The 20212-nt window shown below is 50.1% G+C and carries 19 protein-coding genes; 12 read left to right on the forward strand and 7 right to left on the reverse strand.

What is annotated here, in order from left to right; genetic code table 11:
* Window positions 1-23: 23 nt before the first annotated feature.
* Window positions 24-575, forward strand: coding sequence for a DUF4136 domain-containing protein (locus tag ACCI51_RS05995; RefSeq protein WP_299581488.1), 552 nt, complete (start codon window positions 24-26; stop codon window positions 573-575).
* Window positions 576-767: 192 nt separating this feature from the next.
* Here ACCI51_RS05995 and ACCI51_RS06000 read toward each other — a convergent pair whose 3' ends face one another.
* Complete coding sequence (locus tag ACCI51_RS06000) at window positions 768-1832, reverse strand: glycosyltransferase (RefSeq protein WP_299581491.1); 1065 nt, start codon at window positions 1830-1832, stop codon at window positions 768-770.
* A 38-nt stretch (window positions 1833-1870) separates the two neighbouring features.
* Window positions 1871-2911, reverse strand: coding sequence for a glycosyltransferase family protein (locus tag ACCI51_RS06005; RefSeq protein WP_371842946.1), 1041 nt, complete (start codon window positions 2909-2911; stop codon window positions 1871-1873).
* Between the two features lie 149 nt (window positions 2912-3060).
* Between ACCI51_RS06005 and ACCI51_RS06010 the strand changes: the two genes are divergently transcribed.
* The 8 genes from ACCI51_RS06010 (at window position 3061) to ACCI51_RS06045 (ending at window position 10334) form a co-directional block, all read left to right on the forward strand.
* Window positions 3061-3723 carry an NUDIX domain-containing protein gene (locus tag ACCI51_RS06010; protein WP_371842947.1) on the forward strand — a complete coding sequence of 221 codons (663 nt, stop codon included), beginning with the start codon at window positions 3061-3063 and terminating at the stop codon, window positions 3721-3723.
* 87 nt (window positions 3724-3810) lie between these two features.
* Complete coding sequence (locus tag ACCI51_RS06015; RefSeq protein WP_299581502.1) at window positions 3811-4332, forward strand: DUF1249 domain-containing protein; 522 nt, start codon at window positions 3811-3813, stop codon at window positions 4330-4332.
* Between the two features lie 41 nt (window positions 4333-4373).
* A complete protein-coding gene (locus ACCI51_RS06020) occupies window positions 4374-5198 on the forward strand; it encodes a phosphodiesterase (protein WP_299581505.1) in 825 nt (274 codons plus the stop codon).
* 299 nt (window positions 5199-5497) lie between these two features.
* Window positions 5498-6148 (forward strand): hypothetical protein, encoded by a 651-nt coding sequence (locus ACCI51_RS06025; protein ID WP_371842948.1) that lies wholly within the window; start codon window positions 5498-5500, stop codon window positions 6146-6148.
* Between the two features lie 75 nt (window positions 6149-6223).
* Window positions 6224-6841 (forward strand): YqiA/YcfP family alpha/beta fold hydrolase, encoded by a 618-nt coding sequence (locus ACCI51_RS06030; protein ID WP_299581510.1) that lies wholly within the window; start codon window positions 6224-6226, stop codon window positions 6839-6841.
* A 13-nt stretch (window positions 6842-6854) separates the two neighbouring features.
* On the forward strand, window positions 6855-8741 hold the full coding sequence (gene parE / locus ACCI51_RS06035) for a DNA topoisomerase IV subunit B (protein WP_299581512.1): 1887 nt from the start codon (window positions 6855-6857) through the stop codon (window positions 8739-8741).
* Window positions 8742-9383: 642 nt separating this feature from the next.
* Complete coding sequence (locus ACCI51_RS06040; RefSeq protein WP_371842949.1) at window positions 9384-9791, forward strand: FAD-binding oxidoreductase; 408 nt, start codon at window positions 9384-9386, stop codon at window positions 9789-9791.
* Window positions 9792-9947: 156 nt separating this feature from the next.
* On the forward strand, window positions 9948-10334 hold the full coding sequence (locus ACCI51_RS06045; RefSeq protein WP_371842950.1) for a hypothetical protein: 387 nt from the start codon (window positions 9948-9950) through the stop codon (window positions 10332-10334).
* Window positions 10335-10419: 85 nt separating this feature from the next.
* Here ACCI51_RS06045 and ACCI51_RS06050 read toward each other — a convergent pair whose 3' ends face one another.
* Window positions 10420-11340, reverse strand: coding sequence for a LysR family transcriptional regulator (locus ACCI51_RS06050; protein ID WP_371842951.1), 921 nt, complete (start codon window positions 11338-11340; stop codon window positions 10420-10422).
* Between the two features lie 122 nt (window positions 11341-11462).
* On the opposite strand from ACCI51_RS06050, the gene ACCI51_RS06055 reads away from it, so the two are divergent.
* Window positions 11463-12185 (forward strand): SDR family oxidoreductase, encoded by a 723-nt coding sequence (locus ACCI51_RS06055; RefSeq protein WP_371842952.1) that lies wholly within the window; start codon window positions 11463-11465, stop codon window positions 12183-12185.
* A 32-nt stretch (window positions 12186-12217) separates the two neighbouring features.
* Here the strand turns inward: ACCI51_RS06055 and mmsB are convergent, their stop codons facing one another.
* The gene (gene mmsB / locus ACCI51_RS06060; RefSeq protein WP_371842953.1) at window positions 12218-13117 is read right to left on the reverse strand and encodes a 3-hydroxyisobutyrate dehydrogenase; all 900 of its coding nucleotides are present in this window, start codon (window positions 13115-13117) and stop codon (window positions 12218-12220) included.
* A 39-nt stretch (window positions 13118-13156) separates the two neighbouring features.
* Window positions 13157-14668: a CoA-acylating methylmalonate-semialdehyde dehydrogenase gene (locus ACCI51_RS06065; RefSeq protein WP_371842954.1), complete on the reverse strand. Its 1512-nt coding sequence runs from the start codon at window positions 14666-14668 to the stop codon at window positions 13157-13159.
* Between the two features lie 339 nt (window positions 14669-15007).
* On the opposite strand from ACCI51_RS06065, the gene ACCI51_RS06070 reads away from it, so the two are divergent.
* Window positions 15008-16063 (forward strand): hypothetical protein, encoded by a 1056-nt coding sequence (locus ACCI51_RS06070; protein ID WP_299587681.1) that lies wholly within the window; start codon window positions 15008-15010, stop codon window positions 16061-16063.
* Between the two features lie 110 nt (window positions 16064-16173).
* Here the strand turns inward: ACCI51_RS06070 and ACCI51_RS06075 are convergent, their stop codons facing one another.
* Window positions 16174-17205, reverse strand: coding sequence for an alpha/beta hydrolase (locus tag ACCI51_RS06075; RefSeq protein ID WP_371842955.1), 1032 nt, complete (start codon window positions 17203-17205; stop codon window positions 16174-16176).
* Window positions 17206-17542: 337 nt separating this feature from the next.
* Window positions 17543-18145, reverse strand: coding sequence for a GNAT family N-acetyltransferase (locus tag ACCI51_RS06080; protein WP_299587687.1), 603 nt, complete (start codon window positions 18143-18145; stop codon window positions 17543-17545).
* 436 nt (window positions 18146-18581) lie between these two features.
* On the opposite strand from ACCI51_RS06080, the gene ACCI51_RS06085 reads away from it, so the two are divergent.
* A complete protein-coding gene (locus ACCI51_RS06085; RefSeq protein ID WP_299587690.1) occupies window positions 18582-20042 on the forward strand; it encodes a DEAD/DEAH box helicase in 1461 nt (486 codons plus the stop codon).
* The last annotated feature ends 170 nt before the right edge of the window (window positions 20043-20212 follow it).

Raw genomic sequence — 20212 nt, forward strand, 5'->3', positions numbered from 1 at the left:
GTATGAAAGTCAAAGGAGTATTTATGCGTTACCTATTATCCATGGGGCTAATGACTCTACTGTTCTTGGCCGGGTGCCAGGAAATGCAGGTGGAGCGAGTGAATACAGGCGCTCAACCGGTGGCTTTTTCCACTTATAAGTGGGGGGTAGCGCCGCTTAGCGATGTGGATGCAACGGCGCAGCTGGTGGAGCTGGATGAAGAAATGCGCGGTACTGTGGCGGCGCAATTGCAGCGGCGCGGCTACCGTCAGGTGGCTCAGGATCAGGATGCGGATATGGTGGTGGATTATCAGGTTGCGGTTGTGGATGAATTTTTTTCTGGAGATACCAGAAACCCGAGTTGGGACAAGCAATTTGACAGCAACGCCCCCCAGGATGTGGTCGAATTGCCGCCGTTGACCGACGCTCCGCTGGTTATTATGAGCGTGGGGATTGGCCGCCCAGACGGTGCCGCTATTTGGGGGGGCAGAGCCAGTGAACTGCTAACCCGCCCCGACAGTATCGAACAGCGCCAACGCCTGATATCCCAGGGCGTCAGCCAGTTACTGAGGGACTTACCGCCAGCGTATCAGTAATTTGGCGTCTGTGCGGGCTTTTCAATAGTGATGAACCTGCCCAGTAAATAGTTCTACCGCCGGCTATAGGCCGGCGGCGAGTCGGCTAAACACTGCAAATTTAGAGGTTATTTCTCTGTATTTTGCCGACTTGGTTTTTACTGTTTCAGTTTCAGCGACCCCTACGGGCGAGGTAGCCGATCTCTCCGTGGCTTATGATAATTTGGGACGCCCGCGATGCATCAAGGTTTCGTACAGCTCAATGTAGGAATCCACAATAAACTGCTTCGAATACCCCTTCGCATACACTTCGGAAGCGTTTTCAATCAGGCTTCGGCGCAACTCCGGATTATCCAGCACCGAACGGATGGCTTTGGCGAGGGCATCGGCATCGTCGATGGGGGTGATAAGACCGCTGTGTCCATCGCTGATCACTTCGCCTGGCCCTTGGGAGTTGGTGGCTACTATTGGGCAACGGTGTGCCCAGGACTCCATCACAATTGAGCCCAGTCCCTCGTGCCGAGACGGACAGACAAATAGATCCGCGGTGCGCATCAGGGTGGTGACATCGTTGCGCCAGCCGAGGAAGCGTACACGCTGATCCAGGCCGAGCTTGTGGCACAGCGCCTTGAGGTTGGCTTCCTCCGGGCCGGCACCGGCCAGCCAAAGGGTGGCATTGGGTATTTGTACAAGGGCGTGCAGCAATACATCGAAGCCCTTGTTGATATGCAGGCGCCCCGCGGCGAGGATCAGGGGGCTGTCTTCCGGCGTATTAAAACTATTGCGTGGCAGAGGGCTGACCGGAGTTTCATCGGCAAAATTCGGGATATGAAAAATTCGCTCCCTGGGAATGCCGCCATCGATCATGTGTTGACAAATACCCTTGCTAATACCGATCCAGTAATCTGCGTGACGGTAATACTTGAGGTTGTAGTAGTGACCGAGTCGGCTTACCAATAAGTAGTTTTTCGAGTTGGGAGTGATGATGGTGGCGCGCCCCATCCAGGTCATTACGATATCCGGTTGCCAGTTATTCAGGGCCTCCCGGTAAATTCTGCGACCGAGAAAATCTAGTTTGCCACCAAACTTAAATCCCTCTGTTTCCACCTCGTTATTGCGCAATGCCTGCACGCGGTGGTCGTGGTTGCGGATAAAGGCCTTCTCGTTAATTTCGTTTCTGGGGTTCAGGCCGCTTACCAAGCGCACGAAAAAATTCTCTGCGCCACCGTGCTCGGCACCGGCGAGGACCTGCGCTACTCGAATTGGTTTGCTACTCATAAATCCTGCGTATTCTGTTTCATTCTTCCGGTGGCCTGTTATTTCAAGGTGCCGTCCAAGTTGATATCGCGCGCCCAGGCATATTCGTGACTGAAGGGCTGCAGACTCGTGGCTTCGACGATGTACTGGGCGTAGAGTTTCGAGTTCATCTCGGTGTGGAAAAACTCCCTGGCTTTTGCCGCCCAGGCACGTCGTTTGGCATCGTCACTGTGGAACTCGCGGATTTTTGCCAGTAGATCCTGTTCATCGGAAAAGTAGACCACGCTCTCGGCGGGTAGCAGTGTATCAAAGTGCAATTTGTTACTGGTGAACTGCAAAATACCATTGCCGGCGAGCTGGGCCATGCGCGCGGAGGAATACCAGTAGTGGGTATCCTGGCGATTAAAGTTCAGGCCCATTTTAGTTTGTACCAGAGCACGATCGTAATCTCGTCCCCACACGGGTGCTTCGCCAAAGCTGCCATAGGTCTTGAAGTTCAGCGAGTCCCCCAGGGCATCCTTGAGGTTTTTCACCATTTGCAGACGCTTGGTGAAATTATTGCTGTTACTGCAAAACAGCAGGTCGATAGGAAGGTCGGTGCGTTCGGCATTGTTAAGACTTTCAATAGAAGTCTCGACGGGGTTCGGCATGTGGTAAACCCGGGCACCGATACCCTCAAAAATATTTAGCTCGCGACGGCCGGTGGAGACAAACACCGCATCGGCGACTTCAGCGCGGTGTTTGATGCGCTCTACATTGCTGGGGACGAATAATGGGTCGTTATTGCAGTGCGCAATCAGGCAGTTGGGCTGTTGTTGCTTGATCGCTTTTAAGGTGTCGTTGCTGATCATATCGCAGTGACCGGCGATGACCAGGTCGGGCTCAAAAGCCTCAATCGTCTCCAGCAGACGGCGGTTGGCCTTGCTTACACCCAGATCGCGGATTCCAAAAGGCGCCTCAAATGCGGCCACATCCCGGTCGCTGAATACCTGTGTATAGTGGTCATTTTTGATCAGACCAAAAGTCAGTTTCTGTGCCCAGCTGACCCGCGTCTTGCCATAGCGGCGCAGTTGCTGATAGGCGATATTGAGCACTCTCATGGTGGTGCACTCTCTAAAAATTCAGGGAGATAATTCGTATGGCCGCTTGATTCAGGGGCTGGTACGGTGGGCGCAGAGTATAACAGCTGGTTCTCGGCCATATAGTGCCAGAGTCTGCAGACCCCAATCGCAGAGAAGGACGGCGAACAATGCCAAAAAATAACAGTCCAACCTCCCTGTCCCCGGAATTTTCCGCAGTCGATGTGGAAATTGTTTCCAAAGAGACGGTTTTCAAGGGTTTTTTCTCCATGTTGCGCCTGCGCTTGCGCCACCGTTTGTTTGGTGGTGGCTGGAGTAACGCTTTCCAGCGCGAGCTTTTTGTACGCGGTCCGGCAGTGGGGGTGCTGCTCTATGATCCCGAACGGGATTTGGTTGCACTTACCGAGCAATTCCGAGTTGGTGCCCTGGAACGCCCGGCGGGTCCCTGGTGCTTGGAAGTGGTCGCCGGCATCGTGGAGGCCGGTGAAGCGCTAGCGGATGTAGCGCGGCGAGAGGTATTGGAAGAGGCGGGTCTGCAGGTGCAGGATCTGCATTTTATCCACAGTTATTTGCCTAGTGTAGGCGGCAGTAACGAGCGGTTACACCTCTACTGTGCGCTGGTGGACTTGAGCCTGGCAGAGGGTTATTTTGGACTCGAGCAGGAGAATGAAGATATCCGCTTGCGGGTGTTTCCCACAGACTCGGTGCTCGGCGCTATGGCGGCAGACTATGCTCCAGGAGAGAACCCTATCGATAATTCGGCCACTATCATTTGTATGCAGTGGTTGCAGTTGCACCGGGCAGAACTCAAAAAGTTAAGGCCAACTGCCTGATCGGTCATTTTGCGTTGCGTGCTGTTACCTGCGTTTAGGGCAAACTGAGAGCTGAGTCACGGCGGCCACTGAATTGGAGTGTTGATAATGGCTCTACAGGGTAATGCAAAAGCGCGGCAGCGCAGTCAGTTAAGAATGTCGCCAAATGGCAACGAAAGGGCGGTGTATAGAGTCGATCTGTCGTCTTATCATGCCGATTGCGATGCAAACTACCTGCGCTTGACCAAATTGTTGCCAGAGCTTTCGCAGAGGGCACTTTGGCGGTATCAATTACCCGGTGGCACTCTGGTGTTGAGAGTTGTGGAGCGTTCCAGATACACCACGGAGGTGTCTCTGGGGGCCGAGGTAAGGCTCAGCGAGTGCGAGTGGCTGGAGCCGCCGGACTTGACTGTACGCCTCTACCACGATGCGTGCATGGCGGAGGTGATAACAGCCAATGGCCGCGGGCCGGTGGGCGGTAAAGGAGTGGATACCGCCTACCCGAATCCCCGTATGCAGCGCGCAGATGAGAGACCCCAGGCCAATCGTTTTCTCGGCGAATGGCTGGAGTACTGTCTTGCAAATGGTCGCGCAGAATTCGAACTGGTGCTGGATGGCCGGAGATTCTAATTCTGCTGTAGAGCACATGGATGTGAACACAAGGTGAGCAAGTGATTCGCGAGCACAATAAGTCGAATTCGCCCGAGGGGGCGTCATCGCATCGTCTAATTCAGATTACAGATCCACATATTGGCAGCAGGCCGGACTATCAATTACTGGGTCTGGATACAGGCCACACTCTCGATGAGGTCCTGGCCTCTCTCCGGGCCGGGCAGCCCCGTGCCCGTGCTCTGGTCGCCACCGGCGATATCAGTGCCAACGGCTCAGAGGCTTCCTACTGCCGCTTCCTGCAAAAAAGCCGCTCACTCTCCATGCCCTGGTACTGGCTCCCCGGTAATCACGATGTCAGCGCCCGAATGAAAAAGCTGGCGCCCAATCGCTGCGCCGATTTGGTCACTTTGGGAGATTGGCGTTTAGTATTACTGGACACCAGTGTATCGGGAAAGATCTGCGGGGGCCTCGACAGAGCAAAGCTGGATCGCTTGGAGCTGCTGTTGTGGGAGACGCGCCATCACCCGGTGATTGTTATGATGCATCACCAACCGGTTCCCGTGGGCAGCAAGTGGATTGATGGGCATATGCTGCGCGAGGGCTGCGAAACATTTTGGCAAATGATCGATCAGGCCACCCAGGTAAAGGCCCTGGTTTGGGGGCATGTACATCAGCAATTCGACTGTCAGCGCGGGCAGGTTGGCCTGCACGCGACTCCCTCCACCTCAGTGCAATTTACCCCCGGCAGCGGCCCCTTTGCTGTAGATGAGGAAATGCCTGGTTATCGCTGGTTTGAGCTGCATAGTGATGGCTCTTATGATACTGGCGTAGAGCGTGTTGCTATTTCCAAATATTGTGTGGATCTCGCCTCATCCGGTTATTGATATAAACCAAGCCGCTGCAAATTTGCAGCGGTGTTTCTGTCACTCCCAGTTTTTCTTGTAAAAAAGAGATAAGAAAACCTTTACCGAGGCTCCCTATTTTTTCACACCGTCGCCGTAGAATGGGACTTTCAGTGGTAATTATTGTTTTCTAGAAACGGGGAAGAGGCGGTGTAAGGCTGGGCCAGCTGAGTCGTCTGGTTCGCTTTCTGAGTTTGCCTGGGCGCAAAATTTAGTGAAAAGAAATTTTGCTGTTGGGGGTCTCTACCAAAAAGCGATTTCGGCAAATCAGGAGCCAAAAAATGCATAAATTATTGTATTTACCACTCTTTTTGTTCTCAGTGATATTGGCGGCTTGTAGCCAGCAAACCGCCGTTGCGGAGCGCAGCGATGGGTTGCAAGCGCGCCCGAGCCAGCTCGATGAGGTCGCGGCGGCTTTCGCCCTGGACCTCGGTGGTGCCAGGGTTTATATCGCACCCGCTGAGATTGAGTATTCGAAGCGATTTTCCTCCCCTTTCAGGCGCCATTACCGAGAGAAAGATTACCAGCTGGATCTGAGGGAACGGCAGCGACTGGACGCACTGCTGGCGCAGGCGTTCACCGAAAAACTGCTCAAACCGCGGAATGCCCGGCAGGTGTTAGAGCAGGTGGAGGCTGATTACACGTTGTCCATCTCCCTACAGCGCTTCTCCCTGGCCGCGCCGCTGGAACCCTCACCCTGGGCTTGGCGGATCTATACCGAGCAGAGCGCCTACGCAGAGCTGAAGGGTACTTTGTACAATCGTGACGGCAGTGCGGTCATGCATTTCCGCGACCGGCGGGATATCGGCGAAAACCTCGGCTCAGCTGGGCCCGGCGGACGCCTACAGCGCTTTACCAATGTTACCTTTTGGTCAGATTTGCGAGTGGACATGCGCCGTGCCTTCGCCAGCCTGGATAAATCGCTACTCTAATCTACGCTTTGCCGGGCGTAGGTTTGCAAGGGGGCTTGACCCCACAGAGGTGAAGGGGCGCTATAATCCCCGTCTATGCACACACAAACTCTCAAGGGAAGGCCGCTGCTTATCTACTTGCACGGCTTTTTGTCATCGCCGCAGTCTTTTAAATGCCAGTTAATGCGGGAGCGACTTGCTGTCGATTTCCCCCATATTACTTTCTGCGCACCGCAAATATCCCCTTACCCTGATGTTGCTCGGGAGTCGCTGAACAGCCTGCTGGAGGGTTTTTTACAATCCCCCAGCCCCATTGGCCTCGTTGGGAGCTCTATGGGGGGCTTCTGGTGTACTTACCTGGGAGAGCGCTATAACCTGCCGGCAGTGCTTATCAATCCTGCGGTACGTCCATCCCGCTTTATGCCGGCTTATGTCGGGCGGGTGTTACAGCCCTACAGTGGAGAAGCGCAGGAGTATCGCTTAAGTGAGGCTGACGTTGATACCATGGAGCGAGTGGAAGCCGAGCTGCCCAGTTCGCTGAACGGCCGCTATTGGCTTTTGGCCCAGCGCGGCGATGAAACCCTCGACTATCGCGATGCTGAATCACTCTATCAAGGGCAGCGCCAAACTCTCGAAGAGGGTGGCGATCACAGTTTCCAAGGGTTCGCGCGTTACTGCGATCCCATTGTCGAATTCCTATTTAACCAGCAGTAATTTATAAGAAATTATGGCCAATTATTCCGCCGAAGATATTGAGGTACTCACGGGGCTAGACCCGGTGCGCAAACGCCCGGGTATGTATACCGATACTACCCGCCCCAACCACCTGGCCCAGGAGGTGATCGATAACAGTGTCGATGAGGCCCTCGCCGGACACGCCAAGAAAATTGAAGTGGTGCTGCACAAGGACCAGTCGCTCTCGGTGAGCGACAACGGGCGAGGTATGCCGGTGGATATCCACCCGGAACAGGGGCGTCCCGGTGTCGAAGTGATCCTCTCCACCCTGCATGCCGGTGGCAAATTTTCCAATAAAAACTACCAGTTCTCCGGCGGCCTGCACGGTGTGGGTGTCTCTGTAGTCAATGCCCTTTCCAAGGTGCTGGAAGTTACGATTCAGCGCGATGGCAAGGTGCACCGCATCGGCTTTAAGGATGGTGAAAAAGCTTCTGACCTCGAAGTGATTGGCGATTGCCCCAAGCGCACCACGGGCACCAGTGTACGTTTCCTGGCGGACCCGCAGTATTTTGATTCTGCCAAGTTCTCTGTGGTGCGTCTGCGCCACTTGTTGCGCGCCAAGGCGGTGCTCTGCCCCGGCCTGACGGTAACGTTTATTAATGAGCAGGATGGCGAATCCGACGAGTGGTACTACGAAGATGGCCTCAAGGATTACCTCGCCGCAGCCAATCAGGGCTGGGAAGTACTGCCGGGTGAACCTTTTGTCGGCAGTTTTGCCGCATCGTCCGAAGCCGCAGATTGGGCAGTGCAATGGCTACCGGAGGGCGGTGAGGTCACGGCCGAGTCCTATGTGAACCTGATCCCCACCGCCCAGGGTGGCACCCATGTGAATGGCTTGCGCGCGGGGTTACTCGATGCCATGCGTGAGTACTGTGAGATCCGCAATTTGCTGCCGCGTGGTCTCAAGCTGGGGCCGGAAGATATCTGGGGACAATGTTCCTATGTACTTTCTGCCAAGCTAGCCGATCCGCAGTTCTCGGGTCAGACCAAGGAGCGCCTCTCTTCCCGTGAAGCCACCGCGTTTATTTCTGGCGTTGCCAAGGATGCCTTCAGTCTGTGGCTGAATCAGCATACCGAAGACGGCGATAAACTCGCCGAATTGTGCATCGGTAATGCGCAAAAGCGCATGCGCTCTGCGAAAAAAGTCGCGCGTAAAAAAGTCACTCAGGGGCCCGCATTACCGGGTAAGTTGGCCGACTGCTCCAGTGCCGATACCTCCCGCTCTGAACTGTTTCTGGTGGAGGGTGACTCCGCCGGTGGCTCCGCCAAACAGGCACGGGATCGCGAGTTTCAGGCGATCATGCCGCTGCGAGGTAAAATCCTAAATACCTGGGAAGTGGACTCGGGAGAAATTCTTGCCAGCCAGGAAGTACACGATATTGCCGTGGCACTGGGTGTTGATCCCGGCAGTGACAACCTGGAAGGCTTACGCTACAACAAGATTTGTATCCTCGCCGATGCCGATTCCGATGGCCTGCATATTGCCACGCTGTTGTGCGCTCTGTTCTTACGTCATTTCCGTCCATTGGTGACCAATGGCCACGTCTATGTTGCTATGCCACCGCTGTTTCGTATTGATATCGGTAAGGACGTTTACTATGCGCTGGATGAGTCGGAGAAACAGGGTATTCTCGACCGTATTAGCGCGGAAAAGAAAAAGGGTAAAATCCAGGTAACCCGCTTTAAGGGCTTGGGTGAAATGAACCCCATGCAGCTGCGTGAAACCACTATGGACCCCAATACCCGCCGCCTGGTACAGCTTTATATCGATGTAGGCGATGACAGTAATCAGTTGCTGGATATGCTTTTGGCAAAGAAGCGTGCGGGGGATCGAAAGCAATGGCTGGAAAGCAAAGGTAATCTGGCGGAAGTGGGTTAATCTATAGGCCGGTAAAACACAATTTATGTTCTCCTTTCAGTTTTAACGAAGACATGTACTTTGCGCATGGATGCCTCAGTACATGTGGCCATTTAAAATATTTACTTTCTGTTTTTAAAAAAATAATGAAATGCGGATGCCGTTTGGCAACGTTGGTGGTGTGGTTTTTTTGATTTTTGTCAGTATCACGGTTAAGTGCTTTGCCGTGCCGGATGTACAAAGAATTATTCAGCTAGAGTTATTTTGGGCTCCTAGTGATTGTGATTCCGCATGATATCTTTAAATATTTTCTGCCGTTTATTTGTGTTCTGTATTCAACTCTGAAGTAGATTTTCCATTAGGATGTTGCACTTCAAAGTTGAACACAGGAATTTTTGTTTTTTGTTGGATGTATCAATCATTGTTGGTTTGTGTCTTTACCTTGATTTAAGATACTTTATCTTCTATCTATTTGGTTGCCCTTATCACTGTTATATATGAGGTTACATGCAACCGTGCTGGCTGCCTGAATATTAAAGGTAAGCGGGTAAAGTAATCGGTAGCTGGATTTGCAATATTTTCCTGGTAGGTTATAGACACTTGTTTAGTTGTTTTTCCGGTTATGAGTATATTGAAAAAGAGAATAGGCCTAAAATAATATCCATGAAGTATTTGCCGTTATTGTTTTTATTCTATGTGAAGTCCCTGTTCGCTGTAGAGATAGAGGATTTTTATTCTGATGGATGCAGTATCTTTCCTGACGGTACACCCAATCAGAGTGATTTATGGCTGGATTGTTGCCGCGTCCATGATTATGCCTACTGGAAGGGGGGAAGCTATGCGCAGCGGCAAGAGGCCGATCGTAACCTAGAAGCCTGCGTTGCCAAAACTGGAGAGAGCGAAGTAGCGTTACTGATGCTGGTTGGAGTTAGAGTTGGCGGGACGCCATTCTTGCCAACCCCTTTTCGCTGGGGTTATGGTTGGCCTTATTTGCGGGGTTATAGAGCCCTGACAGAAGAGGAGCTGGAAGCCATTGAGCGGGCACAGGAATCTTTACCAAGGATGCCCTAGGTAATCTATTAACACCTGTATTCAACTCTATGATTTTCTTCTTTGGGTGATGCTAGAAGCAACTGATAGCGTGATCAATAATAATAAAATTTATTAAAAATAATTTATAGGATGTTCTATTTTTGCTGTGTTTTATAGCTCGGCATTACCCTAAATATGCTGGCCTTTAGCTATTTGGTTTTTTACTCGGGCAGGAATGTTGGATTACTGGAAGTTTTAATAGGAATCGTTCTTGCCAATTTTTCTTTGGTTTTTATAGTTGGTTGGTGTGAACGTATGGCCAAGGATTTAAAGGGGTACTGGATCAATTTTACTCCCTTTATGAGCCCCGTATTGGTAGGGTTGGGCGGTACAGCAGTTTATATTTATGCTGCGCTACAGGGAGAAAAGGTATTTTGGCTTTATTTGACGGTGTCTATAGCACAGGCAACGGCTTTTTGGGTACTTCTGGCAATTATTTTTTGTATTTATCCCTTCATTAATATGGATAGACAAGCTGAAGAAGAGCCCAAGCAAAGTAACGGCGCAGAAAACCCCAGATAGGGTTTGATAAAAGAGTGGGAAAGGGTGGATGAAATTGCTTAGCGCTATAAAATATCATTGTATAAAGATTGGTATCTGTAACTTTTCAGCTATTTTCTACGGGCCCTCTTTTCAGCAACTGCCCATATTCTGTGGCGAAGTGGTCCTTTAACCATTGCATCAAACTGCGTACGCGGGCTAACTGGTGGCGTAAGGGCGGGCAAACCATGGAGAGCTGGGTGGACTCTGACCATCCAGGTAATATCTCGTGTAATTTACCCTGTTGGATATCCGCCTGAACGTAGATGTCCGCCAGGCGGGTTATTCCAAGTCCCGCCAGCGCTGCAAGGCGCATCGCCCGGCCGCTGACCAGTTTGATACCCTGCTCGACTTCGACCTTATGTTTGGTCTTACCGCGAGTCAGCACCCATTGACCAACACTGCCGTAAATTAGGGGCACCCCAGAAAGATCCATAGGCTTTAAAATTGGGCCCCGCACCTTGATAAAATTCGGGCTCGCAACATAGCGGGTTTTGATACTGTGCAGCTTGCGTACTATGAGGGTGGAATCTGGCAGCTCACCCATCCGTATGACTAAGTCATAGCGATCCCCAATGAGATCGACATGCACACTGGAGAAATCCAGCTCTATTTGCACATCGGGATGTGCCTTCTGGAACTTAATGACTACGGGGGCAATGATCTCCTCACCGATTACTCCACCCACCGCGTTGATGCGTATCTTCCCTTTTACCTTCTCCTTGGAATGTGTTGCCCACTCTGTTGCACTATCCAGTTGCTGCATCGCTTGCTTGCAGCGCTGGTAATAGCCTTCACCGACCTCAGTTAGTCGCAGTTTGCGGGTGGTGCGGTGTAACAGTTGAACATCCAGGGAGGATTCCAATTCGGAGACTTGCTGGCTGAGCGTGGCCTTGGAGAAGCCTGTATGGTCCGCTGCAGCGGTAAAGCTGCCCTGCTCGGCTACGGCGATAAAAGCGCGTATGGCGCGCCAAGAGATATTGTTCATAAAATCCAAACAATGTTTTCATATTAGTTAGGTTAGTCATTCTAATTCTAAATTCTATACTGCTGATACAGAAGGGTTACCCCAGTAACTCAGGATCATTGATTTCAGAAGAGAGAGTTCGTATGTCTAAGCCGCTAGTTGTAATAACAGGTGCCAGCTCTGGAATTGGAGCGGCAATAGCCCAGCATATGTCGGATGCCGGGCATCCGTTGTTGCTATTGGCCCGTCGTCAGGAAAAGTTAGAGGCGATGAAGTTACCGAATACCCTATGCCGACAGGTCGATGTTACTGATAACGGAGCTTTAACTAAGGCAATTCGGGAGGCGGAAGCGTTGTATGGGCCTGTGGATTGCCTAGTGAATAATGCCGGTAAGATGTTACTGGGGAGTATTGAGACCCAGAATACCGAAGAGTGGCGGGAGATGTTCGATGTGAATGTGCTTGCCTTGATGAACAGTATGCAGGCTGTTCTGGCTGATATGAAATCCCGCGGTTGTGGCACTATCCTCAATATCAGCTCTATTGCCGGGGTGAAAACTTTTATCAATCACGCGGCCTATTGTGGGACCAAATACGCCGTGTCGGCGATCAGCGAAACCGTGCGGGAAGAGGTCGCCGCAAGCGGAGTACGTATTATGGCCCTCTGCCCAGGTGCTGTGGAGACTGAGCTTCTAAGCCATACCACCTCTGAAGAGATTATCAAAGCTTACGAAGAGTGGAAGGCCTCCATTGGTGGTGCCATCAATGCAGAGGACATCGCTCGTACGGCGTTGTTTATGTACAGCCAGCCCCAGCATGTGAATATCCGCGAAGTTCAGATAGCCGCTACGGGTCAGGATCGATAGATTTGATTGGGAAAGAGACTGAATAAGCTTTCCTATTTATCAGCCTCTTTCCTGTAAATTGTCTGGATGCTGGAGAAATCCAGCCCTTCATTGCCCTTCAAACTGTGTAAGCCATATAGATTTCTAGCCAGTGAGCCGAGCGGTGTATAGCTTTTGCTATTGTCGGCGGCTTGCTGGGCGAGCCCCAGATCTTTACACATCAACCCCACTTTAAACCCTCCGCGATATTGATTGCTCGAGGGCACACTATCCATAACACCGGGGTAGGGGTTATAAGTCTGTAGAGACCAGTTAGCGCCAGAGCTTTTCGACATGATTTCGGTCAGCACTTTGGGGTCCAGGCCGTTATCAACACCCAGTTGGAGTGCCTCTGCAGTACCTATCATATGAATAGCCAGCAACATATTGTTGCAGATCTTTGCCGTTTGCCCAGCTCCAGCAGGGCCAGCAAAAAAAACATTGGCCCCCATATGTTGTAATGCTGTTTTGGCCCGCTCTACATCCTCGTGCTCACCGCCGCACATAAAGCTGAGTGTAGCGGCGGCAGCCCCTTTCACTCCGCCAGAGACCGGGGCTTCTATTGCATGAAGGCCTTTATCTCGGGCGGCGCTAAGCAGGCGTTTTGAGCTGCTTGCGGCAATTGTGGAGCAATCAATAATTAAGGATTGCTTTTCGATATCTTCCAGCAGACGATCTTTATCAATATAAAGGTATTCCACCGCAGTACTGCTGGGCAACATACTTATAACAAAATCTGCTCCCTTCACCGCTTCTTTTGCCGATGAACATTTTTCCACTCCCTGCTCTACAGATGCCTGGAGTAAGGCCTCTACAGGGTCGAAGCCTTTCACAAGGAACCCGGCTTTGGTTAAGTTGTAGGCCATAGGGGCGCCCATATGCCCCAGACCAAGGAAGGCGGCGATTTTATTCATGACGTTACCCAAAAAATAAAACTGTGTTGGTATATGGAGTTACTTAAGTTGTATGGTCATATTAGCCTGTTCGGCGTGTTCAATATCTGAATCGAACCAGCGAGCGGTGATAGTTTTTGTCTCAGTATAGAAACGTACGGCCTGCTTACCATAAGCGTGAAGGTCTCCATAAAATGAACTGCGCCAGCCAGTAAAACTAAAGAAGGGCAGTGGAACCGGGATAGGCACATTGATGCCTACCTGCCCCACAAGAATTTCATGCTGATATTTACGTGCGGCTGCTCCGCTGGCCGTGAATATGGACGTTCCATTGCCATAGGGGCAGTTATTCACCAGTTTTATAGCTTCATCGAGGTGATCTACACTCACCAGACACAATACGGGACCAAAAATCTCATCGGTATAAATTGACATTTCGGTAGTGACATTGGCAAACAATGTCGGGCCAACCCAGTTACCATGGGGATACCCCTCCACTGAGACCTGTGAACCATCCAGCAGGCAGTTTGCCCCCTCTTTTTTACCTGTCTCGATATAACCCAGTACTCGCTCCTTTGCTGCGGGAGAAATCAAGGGGCCATAGTCGGATTGCGGACTCTTCCAATGCCCAGGTGTTATCTTTGCCATCGCGTCCCGTATTTCGGGTATCCAACTTTGCGCCTCACCCACTAATACCGCCACTGAGATAGCCATACATCGTTGACCGGCAGCACCTACAGAAGAGCCGATAATGTTGTTAATAGCGGCCCCTTTATTGGCATCCGGCATGACCACCATATGGTTTTTTGCCCCGGCAAAGGCCTGGACTCTTTTTAAATATTGGGTGCCTGTTTGATAAATATGGCGGCCCACTGGCACTGAGCCAACAAAAGAAATGGCTCGAATATCTGGGTCCTTAAGTAAGAAATCTACTTGCTCGCGACCTCCATGGATAACTTGTAGCACACCTTTGGGGGCTCCTGCCTGCTCAAACAGTTCAGCCAGTTTGCACGGTGTAATGGGATCCTGTTCAGAAGGTTTAAGGATAAAGGTATTGCCACAGGCAATGGCTAGCGGAAACATCCACAATGGAATCATTGCGGGAAAGTTAAATGGCGTAATACCGGCGCAGACGCCGATGGGCTGAACATAGGAATAGCAATCTATAGCGCTGGCAACGTTTTCAACGGTTTCACCCATTAACAAGGTCGCAATATTGGCGGCATGTTCAACTACCTCAATACCGCGCCAAATATCCCCTTTGGCGTCCTCAAACGTTTTACCGGTTTCCTCTGCGAGAATTTCAGCCAGGGTCTCTTGGTGCTCCTTCAGAAGAGCCTGGTATTTGAGCATAATGCGCGCTCTAGTAGGGACTGGGGTATCCCGCCAGGTAATGAACGCCTGCTTTGCGGCGGAAATCGCCTGGAGTTGCTCGGCCTCAGTGGTATAGGGCGCCTGGGTTAAAACCTCCCCTGTGGCGGGGTTTGTTACATCCAGCCACTCCTCGGTATTGGATTGCAGCCAGTCGCCGTCAATGAATAGAGGAAGGCGTGAAGGGATGGATTTATTCATATTATTTGCCTTACCAGTAACAGATGGAGAAGTGCCACACAGTTTAGGCGTTGCCTGATTGAAAAAAGAGGTGTTTTGCGCCGCTTCTTGATAGGAAAAAGATCGGCTTTGATTCTAAAGCGTATTATGGGGTAGTGAATATCGATAAATATCTTTTTTTGTGGGCTTCTCATCTTTTTTAGCAATATTGGATTTTTGTGCGCACCTTCTCAACCTGAACAATAGATTCTCTGGTTTCAAACTTCGGCCATATTCATACTGTTAGTATGCTATCTCTATAGGTTCGAAGTGATTTTTGTGAGGTTTTCTATTCATTTACTTTAAGAGAGAGGGTGGACGGTGTTTCATAATAAAATAATACAAGTATTTATTCTGTTTGTTTTGGGTTCCTTAAGCGCATTTTTATCTGCAACCACTTTGGAGGATCTAAGGTCTCACACTCCTACGTCAGATAAGACCTGGGCAGAACAATGGTTTTATAACATTGCCGTGCCGGATGTTGGTTACTTCAAAGTAAGCCTCCAAACGTATATTGCCCCAGATTTTATTGCGCCGGAACCCAAGGCTTATATCCACTTGGCGTTTTCGCCAAGAAACGGTGTTGAGGTAAAATATGATATTTTTAGAGATGAAGTGATTTTATCTAATCCAGATGGTTCCGAGGGTTTTTATTACGAAGTGCCCGGTGTGGTTATGGCAAATGAGGAGGGGATAAGAGTAAATCACTCAGATTTTAATTTCTCTATGCGTTGGAACGGGGAGCATCATCATTATTGGCATGGTTTAAATCCTGGGCAGACACCGTTTGGCATTATTCCAGAGCTTCCGGGAGTTGGCGGAAGATGGTTTCTCTACACAGTTGGAACCCCTGTTGAATACAACTTTAGCGATGCTGGCCAGTCGTTAATAGGACTGGGTTATGCCCAGTTGGATAAGGGATGGTATGACAAGGAATCCAGTGCTGGCATGATCTACTCCATGGGCTTGTCAGATGAACTTTACTATATGTTCACCGGGGCAAAACTGGGGGAATCTGATTTTGAGATGTGGGCTGGCAGGTATATTTCAGATGAGTATGACTTAATATTTCATCCGGCATTTAATAATCTTTCGGTAAAGAGGGAGCTGGATGCTTGCACTGGTCGTATCAAAGTTGAGCTAAACAAAATAAAGTACAAGTTGATCATGGAGGCGCAAGCCAATATTAATAGCTTTTATCCATTGTTGTTCCCTTCAGTCATTATCTTTGGGGGTGAGCAAAGGTATATGAAGTCTATGCAGGCCAACATTGATTTCTCTCTGTATAAAAAAGGAATTTTGGTTGAATCTATCCAGGTGCCCCAGGGGCTTCTGGAATTTAGTGGTCCCTTGGCTTGTGATGGTTTTTTTAACTGAGATGTAATGTTATTAACAGGATAATTCATTATTTTCACTTTGAAAGGCGGAACTCTAGGGTTTCGCCTTTCAAAGTAAGTCGGCAGTCCTATTGGTATCAAAAAGTGAAACTACCTACCTTGGATCAGCCAATCTTGTAATGCGCTATGTTCAATTTCCCCGATAACCGCCATGCCTGGATGATTCCTGTCTTTCAAGAGCACAACCTCGATATGATCCTGGTTCAGCGTTCGGAAGTGATCGTAGGGTGATATTGAGTCAGTATTAGAGGCAAATAAAAGCACGGGTACAGAGGATTTGGTGAGCAAGGGTTCAATTTGTGTTTCCAGTAAGCCTATATTGACTCCTTCGAGGGCAATTAATGCTCCCTTTCTTATTTCTTCCTCAGAGAGCGCTTTACTCAGTAGTGGAAAATTTTCTTTGGCATAATTATAAACAGCCTGATCAAACTTCAACATGGGGGCCTGTAATATCAGGCCACAGATGTCTTGCCGCGATTGAGTGATTCTCGCTGCGGTAAGACTTCCCATAGAATTTCCAAGAAGGTAAATAGGTTTGCTTTCTATTATGTCTTTATGAATAAGGTCGTCCATTAGCCTGTTGATCACTTCGCTATCACCAACACCATATTCCTTATGGCCTTCGGATTCACCATGGCCGAGAAGATCTGGAATCACTACCTGAAACCCAAGGAGGCGAAAGTATAATGCTGAGTTAAGCATGAACTCTTTTGAGATTCGGAATCCATGTAAAAGGACGATGGTGCCAGAATAACTGTTTTTTAATTTTTCTTTGTCTATAGAAAAATCAACTTGGCTGGTTTGGTTGCCTGAACCAGTTTCTATAGAGTATTTTAGCCTCCCCCCTTTCAAAGGGGCAGCATGAAAATAACTGATGCAGAGATTTCTTTGTTTGTCACAGTAGTTATTTTTATTAAATCCCCATGATTTAATCTGTTCGTTGGAAATTATGTGGTTGTAAGAGAGGCTTTTTGAGCTTGCAATATATTCTGAAATGTTGAATGCGCAAGATGAAATAAGTATGCAAGATGATATGGTCAAAAATAGTTTTATTCGTTTCATTTTTATGGAGTTTAAGTGATCAGTTAGCTTATGTGTGAATTCAAAAATTAACAGGGCCATGAATCACAGATGTGCCGGTGGTGGCGATTACATGTTACAGCCCTAAACCGACTCAACGAGAGATAATGGGTGAGTTCTAGCAAATATAGGTAAGCAAGGTCTACCTTTCTTTTTGATTGTTATAGGGCAGTGTAAAGGTTTTAACTCAAGTGTTGCGTCTTACCGACTAGGACACTAGTCAAATAGAACGAGGAACTGGATGACCAGATAGTCAAAGGTGAGCGGTGTAGGCGAGGCTAAGAGGGATGCCGGGCTCTAACGAGAGTTTTTTAGTTTTCAGAGGTTGGCGGCAGACAAATAAAATTCGCTAACCGCCAAGAATAATAGGGGGGAATATTTAATTTAGGTTAATTCCGGCCTCCCTGGAGGCTGTATCAAAGCCGTTGGCCTGCGAGTTAGCCTGCAAATTGAGGGTATAGGTTAACAGGGTGTAATCTTTAGGGTCCGCCTTACAGATAAAACCCATAGAGCGGGCAAAAATTTGTACGCGTTTGTTATCTGCGGACTCAATGGAGTAAATCCGCTCTAAGCCCTGCTCCCTGGCACAGTCAATGAGGCGCTGTAGCATTAGCCGACCGAGCCCCAATCCCTGCCAATCATCACTGACAACAACTGCACATTCACAGGCTCTTCCATCGGCGTCCAGGGCATAGTGCGCAGTGGCCACGGCTGTTTGTGCATGATCACTGTTGCAAAGGGCAATAAAGGCTTCATGTATCTGATGGTCGTTATCGGTGAGCAACTCAATCAATTTTTGACTGGCTTTACTGCTGCCGCCAATAAATCGATCACGGCGGGTCTGTGGCGACAGGTCTTCAATCAACGCCTTTTCCAGCTGGCCATCACTGCGACATACAGGACGTATCGAGACCCTGCGGCCATTGTCGAGTGTTACCTGCTCAATTTTATGTTCGTTACCGACACTACTGTTGTGTGACATGGTTGTGAATATCCCGACAGCACTTGGCTGAATCATTTGTGGTTCGCAACGGGGGTTGGATATCACAAAGATAGACGCTCGCGTTGCGAACGTGGAACTATGTTACGGTCGAATCGCCCAGATCCCTAACACATCTCACACTCTTGGAAAGAGAGAGTTTGGAACTATACAGTCAGTTTGTATGTGGTATAGTGTTCCGGCTGAATTTTCTCAGCTGCGTCATTTGTAGACCGGTAATCCACCGGTATCCTCCCGTGAACTTTTCTTAAATTCTTCCCGGAACCTTCTACTGAATGCCGCGCGCCGATTAACCGGTGAATAGACGGCTGTGTGTATCGAGCATTTTCTGCTCTGGATGCCAACTCCGATTTTTCTATTTGCACCTCTGTGGTGCGAATGTGTTTGATTGCGCCTGGAGCGCAGTTTGAGGTTATTTATGTTGTTTGAAGATCTGGGCCTCGCCCAGGAGATTGCCCGTGCGGTTTCTGAGCAGGGGTATAGCGCGCCTACGCCCATTCAGGCCCAGGCCATCCCAGCTGTGATGCAGGGCAATGATATTATGGCTGCGGCCCAGACGGGTACCGGTAAAACGGCTGGTTTTACTCTGCCGCTGCTACATCTTCTGAGTTCCGGGGAGCGTGCGAGTAGGGGCCGGGTTCGTGCCCTGGTGCTAACCCCAACCAGAGAACTTGCTGCGCAGGTATTCGATAATGTGCAGAGTTACAGCAAATATCTGCCCTTGCGCCACTCTGTTGTGTTTGGTGGAGTGAAGATCAACCCGCAGATGGTCCGACTACGCGGTGGTGCGGATATCCTGGTGGCGACACCGGGGCGCTTGTTGGATCTATACAATCAGGGAGCCATCCGTTTTGATCGGCTTGAGGCCCTGGTACTGGATGAGGCCGATCGCATGCTCGATATGGGCTTCATCCACGATATCAAGAAAGTGTTGAGAGTTTTGCCGGCTAAGCGTCAGAACCTGTTGTTTTCGGCCACTTTCTCCCCGGAAATACGCCAGCTGGCAAAAGGGCTGGTGAAGAATCCGCTGGAAATTGATATCAGCCCACGCAATACAACCACGGAAACGGTGCGCCAGAAGTTACACCCTGTGGATAAGGCCCGTAAAACCAAACTGCTGAGTCGCCTGATTCGCGGAAACGACTGGCACCAAGCCCTGGTATTTAGCCGTACCAAACACGGTGCCAATCGCCTGGTGAAGCAGCTTGAGGGCGATAATATTCGCGCGGAAGCAATTCACGGCAACAAGAGTCAGAATGCACGCACCCGTGCCCTGGCCGACTTTAAAGCGGGCAAGGTACAAATTCTGGTTGCCACTGACATCGCTGCCCGTGGAATTGATATCGACCAACTGCCCCAGGTGGTTAATTTTGATCTGCCTAATGTGCCCGAAGATTATGTGCATCGCATTGGCCGTACAGGCCGGGCAGGTGCGAGCGGACAGGCGGTTTCTCTGGTTAGCGCAGATGAAATCAAGCAGTTGCGCGATATCGAGCGCTTAATTGGTAAGCCGATTCTCCGCGAAGAAATTGAGGGTTTTGAGCCAGATCATCAGTTGCCTGAATCGGGTAATCCAAAGCGCGGCGGCGGACAAAAACCGCGCGCTAATGGTCAAAAGCGCAGCGAAGGAGCGCGCGGTAACGGCGACAGTCGTGGTGGGCGCAATGGCGAGGGTAACCGTTCCGGCAATCGTGGGAATAGTCGTGGCAATGGTGAGAGCCGGAGCAAGAGCGGCTCGCGTAACGGTGGAGACAGTCGCGGAAGCTCCGGGGCTCGCAGCAAGAGCAGCGAGAGCGGGCGCGGGAATAGCCCTTCTGGCACCGCTCCCCAGCGGGCGCCCCGTCGCCGCCCCGCAGGGGGCCGCTCTGAAAGCGCTTAACCATTAAAATAAAAAAGCGGCGATAAGCCGCTTTTTTATTTCCTGTCTATTTGTTTCTCTAAGTATCGCTTTTAAAGCGTTTTCAATCGTATTTTTACTGCTAAAGAAAAAGTTCACTCGATATTTGGTACCAGTGTTCAGTTCTGTGCTTAATATTCTTTCCTCTTTCC

Source organism: Microbulbifer echini (assembly GCF_041447225.1).
Lineage (GTDB): Bacteria > Pseudomonadota > Gammaproteobacteria > Pseudomonadales > Cellvibrionaceae > Microbulbifer > Microbulbifer echini.